Here is a 17,790-nt window from a genome sequence, read left to right on the forward strand (position 1 = left end):
GCGACTGAAACGGTTAAGCCGCCCGGGTTTTTTGGAACAATTTTGGTAACGACGATGTCCCCTGAGCTAATCACGCTAGATTGCGCTCAAGGCAAAACGCCATTACCGGTGCTGCAATTGAGATCAGTGAATCCAAGTTGTTTGATCAGGGCTCTTTCTCATGTGCAGTGGTTCGTTGAAGCTGGCGATTGAACAGTCGGCGCGGGCGTTTGAGCGCCATATGGATTTTGACGGGTGTATTCGTACCCATTATTCGGCTCTGCTGGAGTGCTATTCAAAAAGACCGTTTTTCTACAAGACGGCGCTGAAATTCAGTCGCTTGATGGTGTCCTTTACGTTATTGAGCACGTATTTCACCAAGCCGGTCCCCTTGCTGTCCGAGGTGAAAGCGTTTTGTGTGGCGCGCGGGTTCTGTTCGCGAAACAGCCTGGAGTCGATCTTCCTGCTGTTCAGGGCACTGGGGTTCATGACGGTGTCGAGGCATCCGGACGACAGCCGTCTGCGGCTGTTCAGCCCATCGTCCCAAGCCTGCGCGGAGATCCGGCCGATGCTCACGTCCATGGTCGAGCCGCTGGGCGTGATGTGCCCCGAACCCGCGGTGTGCGCCTCAATGGCCGGGTTGGATGATCGCGCCTATCTGGCCCGGTATTTCAAAGGGTTTTCGGTGCTTCTCTGCCGTAACCTGAGCATTGACCTGTTGATACCGGATTGTTATTGGCTGGTAAAACGCGATGCCGGGCATATGTTGATGCTGGCGATCTATAACGATGCGTGTACGCGGGATAACCAGGGCGCAAGTTTCAGGTCATCGTCCTATCTTTCCATCGCTGAGCAACTTTCGGTGTCCAAGACCCACGTCATTCGTCTGGTGCAAGAGGGGGCCGAGCGGGGCTATTTCAAGATTCATTCCAAGACGCAACTTGAGGTCCTGCCACCTTTTGTCGTGCTGGTAAGACGGTTCATGGCCTATTCGTTTGCGATCTGCCTGCACAGTCTTCAACTGAGTCATGCCGATGACACACCGGCCACCCATGCACAGGGAGTGACGGGATGCCGGCAAATGTGAAACTCAGGCCTCGGATGCAGAGGCTGTTGTCGCCCGCCATCGCCCAGGCCGAACTGATCGGGATTTTCGCCTGGCTGGCGGTGTTGCTGGTGGATCGTGGGGGGATGTTCGGCTGGCCGGTGGTGCTGGTCACGCTGGGGCTGTGCGTGGTGTATGGGGTTCACCGGGTGGTGACGCATTATGTGCTGTGGCGGGCGCTGGGCGGGTTCTACATGGTGCTGCTGTCCGCAGGTTTTGCCTATGTGGTGCACACCCGCCCCGCGTTGCAGGTGTTCGCCTTGCCGCTGGCCGTGACCTTGGTGATGAGCAGCGCAATCCTGTTTATCGTGGTCCAGGATTTTCTGGTCTGCGCCGCCCTGGTCTGGTTACTGACGTGGCCCAACATTCAGCTGAGCCTTTATGACGGGGTCGACACCTATGTGTTTATTTTTTGTGCGGCGTCGGTGTCGATCGGCTTTATCTTGAATGTCTACTACCTGAAAAACCTGCGCTCCGTGTTACTGGTCGAGAGTGAGTTTCGGGAATTGGCCGAGACGGATTACTTGACCTCCATCCTGAACCGGCGCGCCTTTATGGAGGGCTTCGCCAAACTGATTGCGGCCGGTGATACCGGTTACTTCATGATGTTGGATATCGACAGTTTCAAATTGAAGAATGACCAGTTCGGCCATGATGTCGGCGACCGGATTCTCTGCGCCATGGCCGCGTGCCTGAAATCCACCCCCGGCAGCCACAGTTTCGGCAGGATTGGCGGCGAGGAGTTCGGCGTGCTGCTGCTGGTCGATGACCCCGATCTCGCCACCGATTACGCGCTGCGCCTGCTGCAAGCGATCCGCTGCAGTGTCGCGCCGCCCCATCACTACACCTGCAGTGCGGGCATGACGCGCTTTACGACCGGGGCCGATATGTCGGCGGTCCTCAAGCGTGCCGACCGCAATCTCTACGCCTCCAAGGGCAATGGCAAAGACCGCGTATATTTGGATGGCGCGCCGGTGTTTCACCGTTCGATGTCCACCCCGGAGGCCCTATGAAAGTTGGCGTGATTTCCGACACCCACGGCCTGCTGCGCCCTGAGGCTGTCGCTGCCTTGCAGGGATGCGGGCAGATCATCCATGCCGGTGATATCGGCAGCCCTGAGATTCTTCAGCAATTGGCACAGATCGCGCCCCTGCACGTGGTGCGTGGCAACAATGACCAGGACGCGCCGTGGGCAGAGCAGGTGCCCGATCATCTGATGCTGGAGGTGGACGGATGGCGGACGCTGGTGGTGCATGATATCGCCGACGTACCCGCCTTACTCGACACGTCTACTCGGCTGGTGATCACCGGCCATTCGCACAAGCCCCTGATCGAATGGCGGGGCGCAACACTGTACGTAAACCCCGGCAGTGCAGGGCGGCGGCGCTTCAAGTTGCCGGTGACGTTGGCGGTGCTGGACGTGCGGGACATGACGATCGAGTCGCGGCTGATCGCGCTGCTGGACTGATCCGGCTTTTATCGTTGCGTCAGGATGCTCTGCAACAATCCCGGAAACCGTTCCTCAAGCACCTCGCCGCGCAATGAATTCATATGGGTAGTGCCCACGCTGCGGGTGTGGACCAGGCCGGCATCGCGCAGGACCCGGAAGTGGTGGGACATGCTGGACTTGGGGCGCCCGCCGTCCAGTTCGCCGCAGCTGGCCTCGGGCACGCCGGCCAGGCAGCGGACAATCTCCAGGCGCACCGGATCACTCAGCGCGTACAACAGGCGCTCGAGGGTCAGGTCTTCCGGGGTGGGGTGTTTAAAGGCTCGCATGAAACGAATCATAACAGGGGGCTATCATCGAATACCATAGTTCGATTACCATCGAACTATCGAATCATCCACTCGCTCCCGGAGTTCTCAATGCCCGCTTTGTTCGAACCGTTCACACTCAAAGACGTCACCCTGCGCAATCGCATCGCCATCCCGCCGATGTGCCAATACATGGCCGATGACGGCATCGTCAACGACTGGCACCTCGTGCACCTGGCCAGCATGGCCCGTGGCGGCGCCGGTTTGCTGGTGGTCGAGGCCACCGCGGTAGCGCCTGAGGGGCGTATCACCCCAGGCTGCGCCGGTATCTGGAGCGACGCCCACGCCCAGGCGTTCGTGCCCATGGTCAAGGCCATCAAGGCCGCCGGCTCGGTGCCAGGCATCCAGATCGGCCACGCCGGTCGCAAAGCCAGCGCCAACCGCCCGTGGGAAGGGGACGACCATATGCCTGCCTCCGATGCACGCAGTTGGGAAACCATCGCGCCGTCGGCCATCGCCTTCGGTGCCAACCTGCCGCAAGTGCCACGCGCCATGACCCTGGACGACATCGCTCGGGTCAAGCAGGACTTCGTCGACGCCGCCCGCCGTGCCCGTGACGCCGGCTTCGAATGGATCGAACTGCACTTCGCCCATGGCTACCTGGGCCAGAGCTTCTTCTCCGAGCATTCCAACCAGCGCACCGACGCCTACGGTGGCAGCTTCGACAACCGCAGCCGTTTCCTCCTGGAAACCCTCGCTGCCGTGCGCGAGGTCTGGCCGGAAAACCTGCCGCTGACCGCGCGTTTTGGTGTAATCGAATACGACGGCCGTGACGAACAAACCCTGACCGAATCCATCGAACTGGCCCGCAACTTCAAGGCCGGCGGCCTGGACCTGCTGAGCGTCAGCGTCGGTTTCACCATCCCCGACACCAATATCCCGTGGGGCCCGGCTTTCATGGGCCCGATCGCCGAGCGCGTGCGCCGCGAAGCCGGCATCCCGGTGACCTCGGCCTGGGGCTTTGGCACGCCGCAACTGGCGGAAGGTGCGTTGCAGGCCGGGCACCTGGACCTGGTCTCGGTCGGTCGTGCGCACCTGGCTGACCCGCATTGGGCGTACTTTGCGGCCAAGGAGCTGGGCGTGGAGAAATCCTCCTGGACCTTGCCGGCGCCTTACGCCCATTGGCTGGAGCGCTATCGCTGATCGGATCCATTTCTAAAGTTGTATAAAAATCCAAATGTGGGAGGGGGCTTGCCCCCGATAGCGGTAGACCAGTCGATGTTGCTGTGACTGATACACCGATATCGGGGCAAGCCCCCTCCCACATTTGCCTCGCGTCCAATTTCCTACAGATCGATACAAAGCTGTTACCTGAAAAATAGTGAATGAGAACTTATGTCAAACGCGAATGACTTGGTATACCATTCCCGCGTTTTTTGGCAGGTTTGCCGCCCCATCTGGCTCATTCACTAGGTTCAACATCCATGCGTCGTACCCTGATTTCCCTCTGCGTGCTTCAGGCGTTTTCCCCGTTTACCTGGGCCGAGGTTGTCCCTGCCGACAAGGCCAGTCTTGAGCTGCAAGCCACCAATGTCACTGGCGAGGCGGACTACGAGACGGCGCAAGGGCCGGTCAAGGGCTACCACGCCACACGTTCGGCGAGTGCGACGCGCACCGACACCTCGATTCATGAAACCCCGCAGTCCATCAGCGTCGTGTCCAAGGATGTGGTCGAAGACATCGGCGCCACCCGTTTGCAGGATGCCCTGGACTACGCCGGTGGCGTCGGTCGTGCCAACAACTTCGGCGGCCAGGGGCTCACCACCTTCACCGTACGTGGCTTCACCACCGGCGAGTTCTACCGCAACGGTTTCCCGATCAACCGCGGCTACCCGAACATGCCCGACGCCAACACCATCGAACGCCTCGAAGTGCTGCGCGGCCCGGCAACCATGCTGTATGGCCGTGGCGATCCCGGCGGCACCTTCAACGTGGTGTCCAAGCAACCGCTGGCCGAGCCGACCGTGACCCTCGGCAGCCAACTGGATGACCAGGGCATGCAGCGCGCCACCCTCGACGCTTCCGGCCCGCTGGACGAACAAGGTCGCCTGGCCTATCGCCTGAACGTGGTGGGCGAGGGCGGTGACACCTTCCGTGACCATGTCGAAACCGAACGCTATGGCGTGACCCCGGTGATCACCTGGCAGGCCAGCGATGACACCAAGTTGATCTTCGAAGGCGACTTCATGCGCAACAACCACCCGCTGGACCGTGGCCTGACGCGCTACCCCAATCAAAAAGGCACCGCCTCGCGTGACACTTTCTGGGGTGAAAAAGACGCCGGCAAACTGCACAACGACAACAGCATGGCCCAGCTGCGTTTCGAGCACCTGCTCAATGACAGCTGGACCCTGGGCGGTGGTTTCCAATGGCTGGACGGCACCTTGCAAGGCAATGCCATTGAAGCCAACGGCCTGGCCGCCGACGGTCGCACCCTGGGCCGCAACTTCAACTACCGCAAACTGGAGTGGACCGACAAGGACACTCAGCTCAACCTCACCGGGCATTTCTCCACCGGTGGTTTCGACCACACCTTGCTCACCGGCGTCGAATTCGAAGACTACGACTACAAGTCGATCATCCAGCGCTCCAGCGGCGCAGTGGGTGCTTATGCAATCGATATCTTCAACCCGGTCTACGGCCAGGCGCGCCCGAACCTCACGCGTACGCCGACCCACGACAAGGAAAACCTCAAGACCTACGCGGCCTTCGTGCAGGATCAGGTGGCCCTGACCGAGCGCCTTAAAGTGCTCGCCGGCGCACGCTTCGAGCGCTTCGAGCACGACTACCACACCTACGTGCCGGGCGGTAAAAGCTGGGAAGCCAGCGACAACGCCGTCACCCCACGCGTGGGCGTGATCTACGACCTCACCGACACCGTCGCGGTCTACGCCGACGCCGCGCGTTCGTTCAAGCCCAACACCGGCGCCAGTCGCCAGGGCGGTGGTTTTGAGCCGGAGAAAGGCAAATCCTACGAGATGGGCATCAAGTGGGAAGCCCTGGACCGTCAACTGAGTGTCGACGCCGCGATCTACCAGATCGAGAAGAAAAACGTGCTCACCACCGACCCTCTCGACTCCACCTTCAGCGTCGCCGCCGGCCAGGTGCGCAGCCTTGGTTTCGACCTGAACGTGGCGGGCAATATCACCCCCGAGTGGCGTGTGATCGGTGGCTACGCCTACGTGGATGCCGAAGTGACCAAGGACAACACCCTGCGCAGCGGCACGCGCTTGCTGAACATCCCGCGCAACAGCTTCAGCCTGCTCAACGTCTACGAGTTCCAGGACGGCGCCCTCAAGGGCCTGGGCCTCGGCGCGGGTAGCAAGTATGTGGATGAACGGGCCGGGCAGACCGCCAACAACGCCTTCTCGATGGACGCCTACACCGTGGTCGACCTGCTCAGCTACTACAAGGTCAACGACAAGGTGCGGCTGAACCTGGACGTGAAAAACCTGTTTAATCGAGAGTATGAAGAAGGTGCGTTCGGCAATGTGTACGCCTACCCAGGTGAACCGCGCACGGTGCAGGTAGGGATCGCCTACACCCTCTAACGGCCTGCACAGTGCCAGTGTGGGAGCGGGCTTGCTGTGGTGAGCGGGCTTGCCCCGCGTTGGGGCGCGAAGCGGCCCTAAAACCCGCGACCCGGTTCAGCCTGAAAGAATGCAGTGACTGTATTGGGGCTGCTTCGCAGCCCAACGCGGGGCAAGCCCGCTCACCACAGCAAGCCCCCTCCCACATTTGACTACGTTTACATTACAACGGCGTCAGCACATTCATCACCGTATCCAACGCCACCCGCGTGTCATCCAGCTGCACCAGCGACGCATGCCGCGCGCCGAGGGCGTCGCGGTTCTGGATCGCGGTGAGGATCGCCTTGTGCCGGGGCAGGCTCAGGCCCTGGATGTCCGGGCGGCGGTTGGTGATGTTGATCGACTCGCGCAGCGGCAACGACAGCATGTTGCACATATAGGCGAGCAGGTCGTTACGGGTGGCATCGGCAATGGCGCGGTGGAAGTCCAGGTCGGCCTGCAGCAGCTGTTCGTGGGTCTGCGCGGTTTCCATGCCCTGGTAGGCTTTTTCGATGGTGGCGATGTCTTCATCGGTGGCGGTGGTCGCGGCCATGGCGGCGATCTCCGGCTCGAGGATGCGCCGCACACCGGCCAGGGTATTGAAGAATTCACTGTGGGGCGTGGACTGCATCAACCAGGACAATACGTCCGGGTCGAGCAGGTGCCATTTCAAGCGCGGCCGCACCACTGCACCCACCCGTGGCTTGGAATACACCAGGCCCTTGGCGCTGAGCACCCGGGTCGCTTCGCGCAACACCGAACGGCTGACCTTGTACTCCTCGCACAGCGTGGCCTCCATGGGCAGCCGTTCTTCGGGCTTGAAGCGACCTGAAACGATGTGCATGCCCAAGTCCTGAACGATCTGGGCATGCATGCTCTTGCGCGGCTTGGACGGCTGGTGATCCATAACGACAGGGATGCTCCGACTTAAATTCGCGGCATCATAGCATCCCAATTAGTGGGAATGCCGGGGGACTTCAGCACCACGGCAACCCACCAGGAAGTCAAAGTCGCAACCCTGGTCGGCCTGCAGCACATGGTCGATATACAGCTGGCGGTAGCCGCCGACGATCAGGTTCTGCGGCGGTTTCAGGTCGGCCATGCGCGCCGCCAGCTCTGCGTCGGGGATGTCCAGGTGCAGGCGACCGTTGGCGCAATCGAGTTCGATCCAGTCACCTTCCTTCACCGTGGCCAACGGTCCACCTGCCGCGGCTTCCGGCGCCACGTGCAAGACCACGGTGCCGTAGGCGGTGCCGCTCATGCGCGCATCGGAGATCCGCACCATATCGGTCACGCCCTGGGCCAGCAGCTTGGCCGGCAAGCCCATGTTGCCGACTTCGGCCATGCCTGGGTAACCCTTGGGCCCGCAGTTTTTCATGACCAGGATCGAGTTGGCGTCCACATCCAGTTCCGGATCGTTGATGCGCGCCTTGTACATGTCGAAGTTCTCGAACACCACCGCACGCCCGCGATGCTGCATCAGCTCGGCGCTGGCGGCCGACGGCTTGAGCACCGCACCGAGTGGCGCCAGGTTGCCGCGCAACACGCAAATGCCACCGTCGGCGCGGATCGGGTTGTCGAGGGTGCGGATCACTTCGTCCTGGCCGTAGATCGGCGAGTCCTTGGTGTTCTCGCCGAGGGTCTTGCCGTTGACGGTCAAGGCGTTCGGGTGCGGAATCAGGTTGGCTTCACCAAGACGACGCAGCACGGCGGGCAGGCCACCGGCGTAGTAGAACTCTTCCATCAGGAAGCGCCCGGACGGTTGCAGGTCGACGATGGTCGGCATGCCGCGACCGATGCGGGTCCAGTCGTCCAGGTCGAGCTCGACACCGATGCGCCCGGCGATGGCTTTCAAATGGATCACGGCGTTGGTCGAACCACCGATGGCGGCGTTCACGCGGATGGCGTTTTCAAACGCTTCCTTGGTGAGGATCTTCGACAGCTTCAAGTCTTCGCGCACCATCTCCACCGCACGCATGCCGGACATATGGGCCAACACATAACGCCGCGCATCCACCGCCGGGATCGCCGCGTTGTGGGGCAGGGACGTGCCCAGTGCCTCGGCCATGCAGGCCATGGTCGACGCAGTACCCATGGTGTTGCAGGTGCCCGCCGAACGCGACATGCCGCCTTCGGCCGCGAGGAAATCATCCAGGGTAATGGTGCCGGCCTTGACCTGTTCGCTGAGCTGCCACACCACGGTACCCGAGCCGATGTCCTGGCCCTTGTGCTTGCCGTTGAGCATCGGCCCACCGGTGACCACGATGGCCGGCACGTCGCAACTGGCGGCGCCCATCAGCAGGGCCGGGGTGGTCTTGTCGCAGCCGGTCAGCAGCACCACACCGTCAATCGGGTTGCCGCGAATGGCTTCCTCCACGTCCATGCTCGCCAGGTTGCGGGTGAGCATGGCGGTGGGGCGCAGGTTGGATTCGCCGTTGGAGAACACCGGGAATTCCACCGGGAAGCCACCGGCCTCGATCACGCCACGTTTGACGTGCTCGGCGATCTGGCGGAAATGCGCGTTGCACGGGGTCAGCTCCGACCAGGTATTGCAGATGCCGATGATCGGCTTGCCATGGAACTGATGGTCGGCGATGCCCTGGTTCTTCATCCAGCTGCGGTACATGAAGCCGTTTTTGTCGGCGGTACCAAACCACTGGGCGGAGCGTAGGCCGGGCTTTTTATCAGACATGATCGATTCTCTTATTGTATGACTATATGTTCTATGCGTGCTTAAACATAAGCGCAAAATCGATGCTTTGGAAGAGTTGTTTTGCAAATAGTCCTACTATATAGTCTGGCTTAACTGAGGTATGACCCTGGCGGATTTCCGCGAGAGGCGTCCCCCGAGCTTCTATAAAAACAACAATCGGAGATCGACCCCATGAGCCAGGAACTGCGGCTTATTCGGCGCATCACGCTGAAACTGATTCCCTTCCTGATCCTGCTGTACCTGATCGCCTACGTGGACCGTTCCGCCGTGGGTTTTGCCAAGCTGCACATGGGCGCCGACGTCGGTATCGGCGATGCGGCCTATGGCCTGGGCGCGGGGTTGTTCTTCATTGGCTACTTCCTCTTCGAGATCCCCAGCAACCTGATGCTCGACCGCTTCGGCGCACGGCGCTGGTTTGCGCGGATCATGATCACCTGGGGCGCGATCACCATCGGCATGGCCTTCGTGCAAGGGCCGCACAGCTTCTATGTGATGCGCTTCCTGCTCGGCGCGGCCGAAGCCGGATTCTTTCCCGGCGTCCTGTACTACATCACCCAATGGTTCCCGGTGCGCCATCGCGGCAAGATCCTCGGGCTGTTCATCCTCTCCCAACCGATTGCGATGATGATCACCGGCCCGGTGTCCGGCGGCCTGCTGGGCATGGATGGCATCCTCGGCCTGCATGGCTGGCAGTGGCTGTTCATCGTGATCGGCACCCCGGCGATCCTGCTGACCTGGCCAGTGCTGCGCTACCTGCCGGATGGCCCCAGGCAGGTCAAATGGATGAGCGACGACGAAAAGGCCTGGCTCACCGGCGAGCTGGACAAAGACCTGCAAGCCTACGGCCAGACCCGCCACGGCAACCCGCTGCATGCCCTCAAGGACAAACGCGTGCTGCTGCTGGCGCTGTTCTACCTGCCGGTGACCCTGAGCATTTACGGCCTGGGCCTGTGGCTGCCGACCCTGATCAAACAGTTTGGCGGCACCGACCTGGTCACCGGTTTTATCTCCGCCGTGCCGTACATCTTCGGCATCATCGGCCTGCTGATCATCCCGCGCAGTTCCGACCGCTTGAATGATCGCTACGGCCACCTGGCGGTGCTGTATGTGCTCGGCGCCATCGGCCTGTTCTTCAGCGCCTGGCTGAGTGTGCCGGTGCTGCAAATGGCCGCGCTGTGCCTGGCGGCGTTTGCGCTGTTTTCCTGCACCGCAGTGTTCTGGACCTTGCCGGGGCGCTTCTTTGCCGGCGCCAGTGCGGCGGCGGGCATTGCCTTGATCAACTCGGTGGGCAACCTCGGCGGCTATATCGGTCCGTTCGTGATCGGTGCGCTCAAGGAATACACCGGCAACCTCGCCTCGGGCTTGTACTTCCTGTCCGCGGTCATGGTGTTCGGGCTGGTCCTGACCGGCGTGGTCTACCGCGTGCTGGAGCGCAAGCACGTACTGCCCGCCGATCAATTCGCCGCCAGCGCCCGTGGCGCCACACGTACTTAATCTGGGAGAAGTCTGATGCGTTTAGTTCAGTTCGAGTCAAGCAACGGTGAACGCCGGGTCGGCGTTGTAGAAGGCGCCACAGTGCGCGAAGTGCGTACCGCGCGCAGCGTGCGCGAACTGGCGCTGGCCGCCATCGAGGCGGGCGTCAAGTTGCAGCAGCAGGTCGAGAGCCTGGGCCTGGGCGACAGCCATGACTACGCCGCACTGTTGGCCGACCTGAAGATTTTGCCGCCGCTGGACCACCCGGACCCGGCCCATATGCTCATCAGCGGCACCGGCCTGACCCACCTGGGCAGTGCCTCGGCGCGGGACAAAATGCACCAGCAGGCCGGCGATGAGAGCGCCTTGACCGACACCATGCGCATCTTCAAATGGGGCGTCGAGGGCGGCAAGCCCGCTGCCGGCCAGGCTGGCGTGCAACCGGAATGGTTCTACAAGGGCGACGGCAGCATCGTCGTGCGCCCAGGCGAAGCCTTCCCGGTGCCACCGTTTGCCGAAGACGCCGGTGAAGAACCGGAAATCGGCGGCCTGTATGTGATCGGCCCGGACAGCCAGCCCTATCGCCTGGGTTTTGCAGTGGGCAACGAGTTCTCCGACCACATCATGGAGCGCAAGAACTACCTGTACCTGGCCCATTCCAAGCTGCGCAGTTGCAGCTACGGCCCCGAACTGCGCGTGGGCGAGTTGCCCCAGCACCTGGCCGGCACCAGCCGCATCCTGCGTAACGGCGAGGAAATCTGGCGGAACGAATTCCTCAGTGGCGAGGCCAATATGTGCCACAGCCTGGAAAACCTCGAGTACCACCACTTCAAATACCGCCAGTTCCTCAAGCCGGGCGATGTGCACATTCACTTCTTCGGCACCGCCACGCTGTCATTCGCCGATGGTATACGTACCCAACCGGGCGATGTGTTCGAGATCAGCCAGGCCGAGTTCGGCGCGCCGTTGGTCAATGGTGTCGGCAGCAGCGAGGCGGCCTTTGAACCCGGCCAAGTCACCCCCCTTTAAGGAGATCAACATGACCCAGTTCCTCGGCCACAACTACATCGGCGGCCAGCGCAGCGCCAACGGCAGCGTCAAGCTGCACAGCGTCGATGCCAGCACGGGCGAAACCTTGCCGCAGGATTTCTACCAGGCCACGCCGGAAGAAGTCGACGCCGCTGCCAAGGCCGCCGCCGCGGCGTATCCGGCTTACCGTGCGTTGAGTGCCGCGCGCCGTGCGCAGTTCCTGGACGCGATCGCTGACGAGCTGGATGGCCTGAGCGATCACTTCATCGAGCTGGTCTGCCGCGAAACCGCGCTGCCCGCCGCACGTATCAAAGGCGAGCGCGGGCGTACCAGCGGCCAGATGCGCCTGTTCGCCACGGTGCTGCGTCGCGGTGATTTTTATGGTGCGCGTATCGACAAGGCGTTACCCGATCGCCAGCCACTGCCACGCCCGGACCTGCGCCAATACCGCATTGGCCTGGGCCCGGTGGCCGTGTTTGGCGCGAGCAACTTCCCCCTGGCGTTTTCCACCGCCGGCGGCGATACCGCAGCGGCGCTGGCGGCCGGTTGCCCGGTGGTATTCAAGGCCCACAGCGGGCATATGGCCACGGCTGAACAGGTGGCCAATGCAATCATTCGTGCGGCAGAAGCAATCGAGATGCCGGCGGGTGTATTCAACATGATCTTCGGCGGCGGCGTCGGCGAGGCGCTGGTCAAGCACCCGGCGATCCAGGCAGTGGGCTTTACCGGCTCGCTCAAGGGCGGTCGCGCCTTGTGCGATATGGCCGCGGCGCGCCCGCAGCCGATCCCGGTGTTTGCCGAGATGTCGAGCATCAACCCGGTGATCGTGCTGCCCCAGGCCCTGCAAGCGCGGGCGGAAGCGGTCGCACGGGATCTGACCGCATCGGTGGTGCAAGGCTGCGGCCAGTTCTGCACCAACCCTGGCCTGGTGATCGGTATCGCCTCGCCGCAGTTCACTGCGTTTACCCAACAGGTCGCCCAATTGATCGGTGAGCAACCGGCGCAAACCATGCTCAATGCCGGCACCCTGAGCAGCTACGGCAAAGGCCTGGAAAAACTCCTGGCGCATCCTGGCATTCAGCATGTGGCCGGTAGCACCCAGGCGGGCAATCAGGCGCAACCGCAGCTGTTCAAGGCCGATGTGCGCTTGTTGCTCGAGGGCGATGAAGTGCTGCAGGAAGAAGTCTTCGGTCCTACCACGGTGTTTGTCGAAGTGGCTGATCAAGCCCAACTCAGCGCCGCCTTGCACGGCCTGCACGGCCAGCTCACGGCGACGATCATTGGCGAACCGGCAGACTTTCAACAGTTCGCCGAACTCACGCCGCTGCTGGAACAGAAAGTCGGGCGCATCCTGCTCAACGGCTACCCGACCGGCGTTGAAGTCTGCGACTCGATGGTGCATGGCGGCCCCTATCCAGCGACGTCGGATGCCCGTGGCACCTCGGTCGGCACCTTGGCCATCGACCGTTTCCTGCGTCCGGTGTGCTTCCAGAACTACCCTGACAGCCTGCTGCCCGACGCGTTGAAAAACGCCAACCCCCTGCGCATCCAGCGCCTGGTGGATGGCACGCCATCCCGCGACTCGCTGTAAATAATCAGGAGGCAACATGTCGTGCATCGCCGTTACTCCGCACCGTGCTCAGTTGGGCGAAGGTCCGTTCTGGGACGCGCCCACCCAGGCACTGTATTGGGTGAATATCGCCGGCAAACAGGCCCTGCGCCTGATGGGCGGGCAGTTGCAGATCTGGCAGTTGCCCGAGCACGTTTCGGCGTTTATCCCGTGTGAACGCGGTGATGCGCTGGTGACCCTGAGCAGCGGTGTCTACCGCCTGGACCTGGCCACCGAAGCCCTGACCCTGCTGTGCGTGGCCGACCCGCAACCGGGCAACCGTGGCAATGAAGCGCGCTGCGATGCCCAGGGCCGCCTGTGGCTGGGCACCATGCAGAACAACATCGGCGAACACGGCGAAGACCTGCCGATCACGCGGCGCTCCGGCGGCCTGTTTCGCATCGATGCGGATGCCCAGGTCACGCCGTTGCTCCACGGCCTGGGTATTCCCAACACCTTGCTGTGGAGCGAGGACGGCCGCCAGGTGCATTTCGGCGACAGCCTGGACGCCACGCTCTACCAGTATTCGATCCAGGCCGACGGCCAACTCGAGCCCGCAACGCCGTGGTTCGGGCCGCACTTGCGCGGCGGGCCGGATGGCTCGGCCATGGACAGTCAAGGCTACATCTGGAACGCCCGTTGGGACGGCAGTTGCTTGCTGCGCCTGACGCCCGAGGGGGAGGTGGACCGCATTATCGAGTTGCCCGTGAGTCGCCCCACCAGTTGCGTATTCGGTGGCCCCAACCTCACCACTTTGTATATCACCAGCGCCGCCAGCCCATTGGATCACCCTCTGGACGGCGCGGTGCTGGCCATCGAAGTCGATGTACCCGGCATGCCTTGCCATCGCTTTGCCGGTTAACCCCAAGACTTAAAAACAACAACAAGGAGTCACCCGTATGAATCATCGTCGTCGTGGTATCCGTTCCCTGTGCTGCGCCGCTGTGGCGGTCTCGGCCATGAGCTTGAGCGGGCTGTTGCTGGCCGCTGAAGAAGTGAAGATCGGTTTCCTGGTCAAGCAGGCCGAGGAACCGTGGTTCCAGACCGAATGGGCCTTTGCCGAAAAAGCCGGCAAGGAGCATGGCTTTACCGTGATCAAGATCGCCGTGCCCGATGGCGAGAAAACCCTCTCGGCCATCGACAGCCTGGCCGCCAACGGCGCCAAGGGCTTTGTGATCTGCCCGCCGGATGTGTCCCTGGGCCCGGCGATCGTCGCCAAGGCCAAGGCCAACGGCTTGAAAGTGATTGCCGTGGATGACCGCTTTGTCGATGCCAAGGGCAACTTCATGGAGGACGTGCCGTACCTGGGCATGGCCGCCTTTGAAGTCGGCCAGAAACAGGGCGCGGCCATGGCCGCCGAGGCGAAAAAACGCGGTTGGGACTGGAAGGACACCTACGCGGTGATCAACACCTTCAATGAACTCGACACCGGCAAGAAACGCACCGACGGCTCGATCAAATCCCTCGAAGAAGCCGGCATCCCTAAAGACCACATCCTCACCGCCGCACTGAAAACCCTCGACGTCCCCGGCAGTATGGACGCCACCAACTCGGCCCTGGTCAAGCTGCCCAGCGGTGCGAAAAACCTGATCATCGGCGGCATGAACGACAACACCGTGCTCGGCGGCGTGCGCGCCACCGAAAGCGCCGGCTTCGCTGCGGCCAATGTGATCGGTATCGGTATCAATGGCACCGACGCCATCGGCGAATTGAAGAAGGCCAACAGCGGCTTCTTCGGCTCCATGCTGCCAAGCCCGCACATCGAGGGCTACAACACTGCGCTGATGATGTACGAGTGGGTCACCAAGGGCACCGAACCGCCGAAGTACACGGCCATGGATGAAGTGACCCTGATCACCCGCGCCAACTTCCAGGAAGAACTGACCAAGATCGGGCTGTGGAAATGACGGCGGCAGCCCTGCGTTTCGACGCTATCGGCAAGACCTTTCCCGGGGTCAAGGCGCTGGACGGCATCAGCTTCACCGCCCACCCGGGGCAGGTACACGCCCTGATGGGCGAGAACGGTGCCGGTAAGTCGACGCTGCTGAAGATCCTCGGCGGCGCCTATATCCCCAGCAGCGGCACGGTGCAGATCGGCGCGCAGACCATGGCGTTCAAATGCGCCGCCGACAGCATCGCCAGCGGCGTGGCGGTGATCCACCAGGAGCTGCATCTGGTGCCGGAAATGACCGTCGCGGAAAACCTGTTCCTCGGGCATTTGCCCTCGCGCTTCGGCGTGGTCAACCGGGGCCTGCTGCGCAAGCAGGCCCTGGCTTGCCTCAAGGGCCTGGCGGATGAAATCGACCCCGAGGAAAAACTCGGGCGCCTGTCCCTGGGCCAGCGGCAACTGGTGGAAATCGCCAAGGCGCTGTCCCGTGGCGCCCATGTGATTGCCTTCGACGAACCCACCAGCAGCCTGTCGGCGCGGGAGATCGACCGCTTGATGGCGATCATCGCGCGCCTGCGGGACGAGGGCAAAGTGGTGCTCTACGTGTCGCACCGCATGGAAGAAGTGTTCCGCATCTGCAACGCGGTGACGGTGTTCAAGGACGGCCGCTACGTGCGCACCTTCGATGACATGAGCGCGCTGACCCACGACCAGTTGGTGACCTGCATGGTCGGTCGCGACATCCAGGACATCTACGACTACCGCCCGCGCGAGCACGGCGAGGTGGCGCTCAAGGTCGACGGTTTGTTGGGGCCGGGTTTGCGTGAGCCGGTCAGTTTTGAGGTACGCAAGGGCGAGATTCTCGGCCTGTTCGGCTTGGTCGGGGCAGGGCGCACGGAGCTGTTCCGTTTGCTCAGCGGCTTGGAGCGCGCCAGCGCCGGCAGCCTTGAGTTATGTGGGGAGGCCCTGCAACTGCGCTCGCCCCGCGACGCCATCGCCGCCGGTGTACTGCTGTGCCCGGAAGACCGCAAGAAGGAAGGCATCATTCCGCTGTCCAGCGTCGCCGAGAACATCAATATCAGCGCCCGTGGCGCCCACTCTTCGTTCGGCTGGTTACTGCGCGATGGCTGGGAGAAGGGTAATGCCGACCAGCAGATCAAGGCAATGAAGGTCAAAACCCCGACCGCCGCGCAAAAGATCATGTACCTGTCCGGCGGCAACCAGCAGAAAGCCATTCTCGGCCGCTGGCTGTCGATGCCGATGAAGGTCCTGCTGCTGGACGAGCCGACTCGCGGCATCGACATCGGCGCCAAGGCCGAGATCTACCAGATTATCCATAACCTCGCGGCCCAGGGCATTGCGGTGATCGTGGTGTCCAGCGACCTCATGGAAGTGATGGGCATCTCCGACCGCATCCTGGTGCTGTGCGAAGGCGCGATGCGCGGCGAACAGACCCGTGAACACGCGACCGAATCCAACCTGCTGCAACTGGCCCTGCCGCGCGGCCTGGCGAACTGAGAGAAGACCATGACCACTCAAAACAACGCGCTGCCGACGGCACGCAAACCCCTCGATATGCGCGCACTGCTCGACAACTGGGCGATGCTGCTGGCGGCGGTGGGCATCTTTGTCCTGTGCGCCTTGCTCATCGATAACTTCCTTTCGCCGTTGAACATGCGTGGCCTGGGCCTGGCGATTTCCACCGTGGGCATTGCCGCCTGCACCATGCTATTCTGCCTGGCATCGGGGCACTTCGACCTGTCGGTGGGCTCGGTGATCGCCTGCGCCGGCGTGGTGGCGGCGATTGTGATGCGCGACACCGACAGCGTCATGCTGGGCATCGGCGCGGCGTTGCTGATGGGCCTGATCGTGGGGCTGATCAACGGCATCGTGATCGCCAAGCTGCGGGTCAATGCGTTGATCACCACCCTGGCGACCATGCAGATCGTGCGCGGCCTGGCCTATATCTTTGCCGACGGCAAGGCGGTGGGCGTATCCCAGGACCAGTTCTTTATCTTCGGTAACGGCCAACTGTTGGGCGTACCGGTGCCGATCCTGATCACCATCGTGTGCTTCCTGTTTTTCGGCTGGCTGCTCAACTACACCACCTACGGGCGCAACACCATGGCCATCGGCGGCAACCCGGAAGCGGCGTTGCTGGCGGGGGTGAATGTCGACCGCACCAAGATCCTGATCTTCGCCGTGCACGGCCTGATCGGCGCATTGGCCGGGGTGATCCTCGCCTCGCGCATGACCTCGGGCCAGCCGATGATCGGCCAGGGCTTCGAGCTGACGGTGATCTCCGCCTGCGTGCTGGGCGGGGTGTCGCTGAGCGGCGGCATCGGCATGATCCGTCACGTGATCGCCGGGGTGTTGATTTTGGCGATCATCGAGAACGCGATGAACCTGAAGAACATCGACACCTTCTACCAGTATGTGATCCGCGGTTCGATCCTGCTGCTGGCGGTGGTCATCGACCGCATGAAACAACGCTGATGGTGGTAAACAAGCCGGTTGTAGTGAGCGGGCTTGCCCCGCGCTGGGGCGCGAAGCGGCCCCAACACAGTCACTGCATTCTTCCAGGCTGAACCGGGTCGCGGGTTTCAGGGC

The 17,790-nt window shown here is 62.3% G+C and carries 15 protein-coding genes; 12 read left to right on the forward strand and 3 right to left on the reverse strand.

The window, feature by feature from the left end:
• The first annotated feature begins 175 nt into the window (after positions 1 to 175).
• Genes J1N02_RS26285 through J1N02_RS26295 form a run of 3 tightly spaced genes read left to right on the forward strand, consistent with a single transcriptional unit; the run spans position 176 to position 2,552 of the window.
• The gene (locus J1N02_RS26285) at positions 176 to 1,066 is read left to right on the forward strand and encodes a hypothetical protein (protein WP_223841678.1); all 891 of its coding nucleotides are present in this window, start codon (positions 176 to 178) and stop codon (positions 1,064 to 1,066) included.
• Positions 1,051 to 2,097, forward strand: coding sequence for a GGDEF domain-containing protein (locus J1N02_RS26290; RefSeq protein ID WP_027603610.1), 1,047 nt, complete (start codon positions 1,051 to 1,053; stop codon positions 2,095 to 2,097). The genes J1N02_RS26285 and J1N02_RS26290 overlap by 16 nt, the downstream gene beginning before the upstream one ends.
• The gene (locus J1N02_RS26295) at positions 2,094 to 2,552 is read left to right on the forward strand and encodes a metallophosphoesterase family protein (protein ID WP_027603611.1); all 459 of its coding nucleotides are present in this window, start codon (positions 2,094 to 2,096) and stop codon (positions 2,550 to 2,552) included. The genes J1N02_RS26290 and J1N02_RS26295 overlap by 4 nt, the downstream gene beginning before the upstream one ends.
• A gap of 8 nt (positions 2,553 to 2,560) precedes the next feature.
• Here J1N02_RS26295 and J1N02_RS26300 read toward each other — a convergent pair whose 3' ends face one another.
• Entirely contained in the window at positions 2,561 to 2,872 is a 312-nt protein-coding gene (locus tag J1N02_RS26300) for an ArsR/SmtB family transcription factor (protein WP_027603612.1), read from the reverse strand.
• A 78-nt stretch (positions 2,873 to 2,950) separates the two neighbouring features.
• On the opposite strand from J1N02_RS26300, the gene J1N02_RS26305 reads away from it, so the two are divergent.
• Both J1N02_RS26305 and J1N02_RS26310 read left to right on the forward strand, forming a co-directional pair.
• Positions 2,951 to 4,042, forward strand: a complete 1,092-nt coding sequence (locus J1N02_RS26305; RefSeq protein WP_027603613.1) for an NADH:flavin oxidoreductase/NADH oxidase — start codon at positions 2,951 to 2,953, stop codon at positions 4,040 to 4,042.
• A gap of 281 nt (positions 4,043 to 4,323) precedes the next feature.
• Positions 4,324 to 6,450 (forward strand): TonB-dependent siderophore receptor, encoded by a 2,127-nt coding sequence (locus tag J1N02_RS26310; RefSeq protein ID WP_421147984.1) that lies wholly within the window; start codon positions 4,324 to 4,326, stop codon positions 6,448 to 6,450.
• 202 nt (positions 6,451 to 6,652) lie between these two features.
• Here the strand turns inward: J1N02_RS26310 and J1N02_RS26315 are convergent, their stop codons facing one another.
• Positions 6,653 to 7,375, reverse strand: coding sequence for a FadR/GntR family transcriptional regulator (locus J1N02_RS26315; protein ID WP_027603617.1), 723 nt, complete (start codon positions 7,373 to 7,375; stop codon positions 6,653 to 6,655).
• A gap of 48 nt (positions 7,376 to 7,423) precedes the next feature.
• A complete protein-coding gene (locus J1N02_RS26320) occupies positions 7,424 to 9,160 on the reverse strand; it encodes an IlvD/Edd family dehydratase (protein ID WP_027603618.1) in 1,737 nt (578 codons plus the stop codon).
• Positions 9,161 to 9,352: 192 nt separating this feature from the next.
• Between J1N02_RS26320 and J1N02_RS26325 the strand changes: the two genes are divergently transcribed.
• From J1N02_RS26325 to araH, 7 genes are read left to right on the forward strand one after another with little or no spacing between them, the layout of a single operon-like run.
• Positions 9,353 to 10,675, forward strand: a complete 1,323-nt coding sequence (locus tag J1N02_RS26325; RefSeq protein WP_421147985.1) for an MFS transporter — start codon at positions 9,353 to 9,355, stop codon at positions 10,673 to 10,675.
• 15 nt (positions 10,676 to 10,690) lie between these two features.
• Positions 10,691 to 11,683, forward strand: coding sequence for an AraD1 family protein (gene araD1 / locus J1N02_RS26330; RefSeq protein WP_092359072.1), 993 nt, complete (start codon positions 10,691 to 10,693; stop codon positions 11,681 to 11,683).
• A 10-nt stretch (positions 11,684 to 11,693) separates the two neighbouring features.
• The gene (locus J1N02_RS26335; protein ID WP_421147986.1) at positions 11,694 to 13,274 is read left to right on the forward strand and encodes an aldehyde dehydrogenase (NADP(+)); all 1,581 of its coding nucleotides are present in this window, start codon (positions 11,694 to 11,696) and stop codon (positions 13,272 to 13,274) included.
• 16 nt (positions 13,275 to 13,290) lie between these two features.
• On the forward strand, positions 13,291 to 14,154 hold the full coding sequence (locus J1N02_RS26340) for an SMP-30/gluconolactonase/LRE family protein (RefSeq protein WP_419480233.1): 864 nt from the start codon (positions 13,291 to 13,293) through the stop codon (positions 14,152 to 14,154).
• A 37-nt stretch (positions 14,155 to 14,191) separates the two neighbouring features.
• Positions 14,192 to 15,199, forward strand: coding sequence for a substrate-binding domain-containing protein (locus J1N02_RS26345; protein ID WP_065926374.1), 1,008 nt, complete (start codon positions 14,192 to 14,194; stop codon positions 15,197 to 15,199).
• Entirely contained in the window at positions 15,196 to 16,698 is a 1,503-nt protein-coding gene (gene araG, locus J1N02_RS26350; RefSeq protein ID WP_421147987.1) for an L-arabinose ABC transporter ATP-binding protein AraG, read from the forward strand. The genes J1N02_RS26345 and araG overlap by 4 nt, the downstream gene beginning before the upstream one ends.
• Before the next feature lie 9 nt (positions 16,699 to 16,707).
• Positions 16,708 to 17,676 carry an L-arabinose ABC transporter permease AraH gene (gene araH, locus J1N02_RS26355; RefSeq protein WP_027607587.1) on the forward strand — a complete coding sequence of 323 codons (969 nt, stop codon included), beginning with the start codon at positions 16,708 to 16,710 and terminating at the stop codon, positions 17,674 to 17,676.
• Positions 17,677 to 17,790: the final 114 nt, after the last annotated feature.

The organism is Pseudomonas sp. NFX5 (assembly GCF_049132125.1).
GTDB lineage: Bacteria > Pseudomonadota > Gammaproteobacteria > Pseudomonadales > Pseudomonadaceae > Aquipseudomonas > Aquipseudomonas marginalis.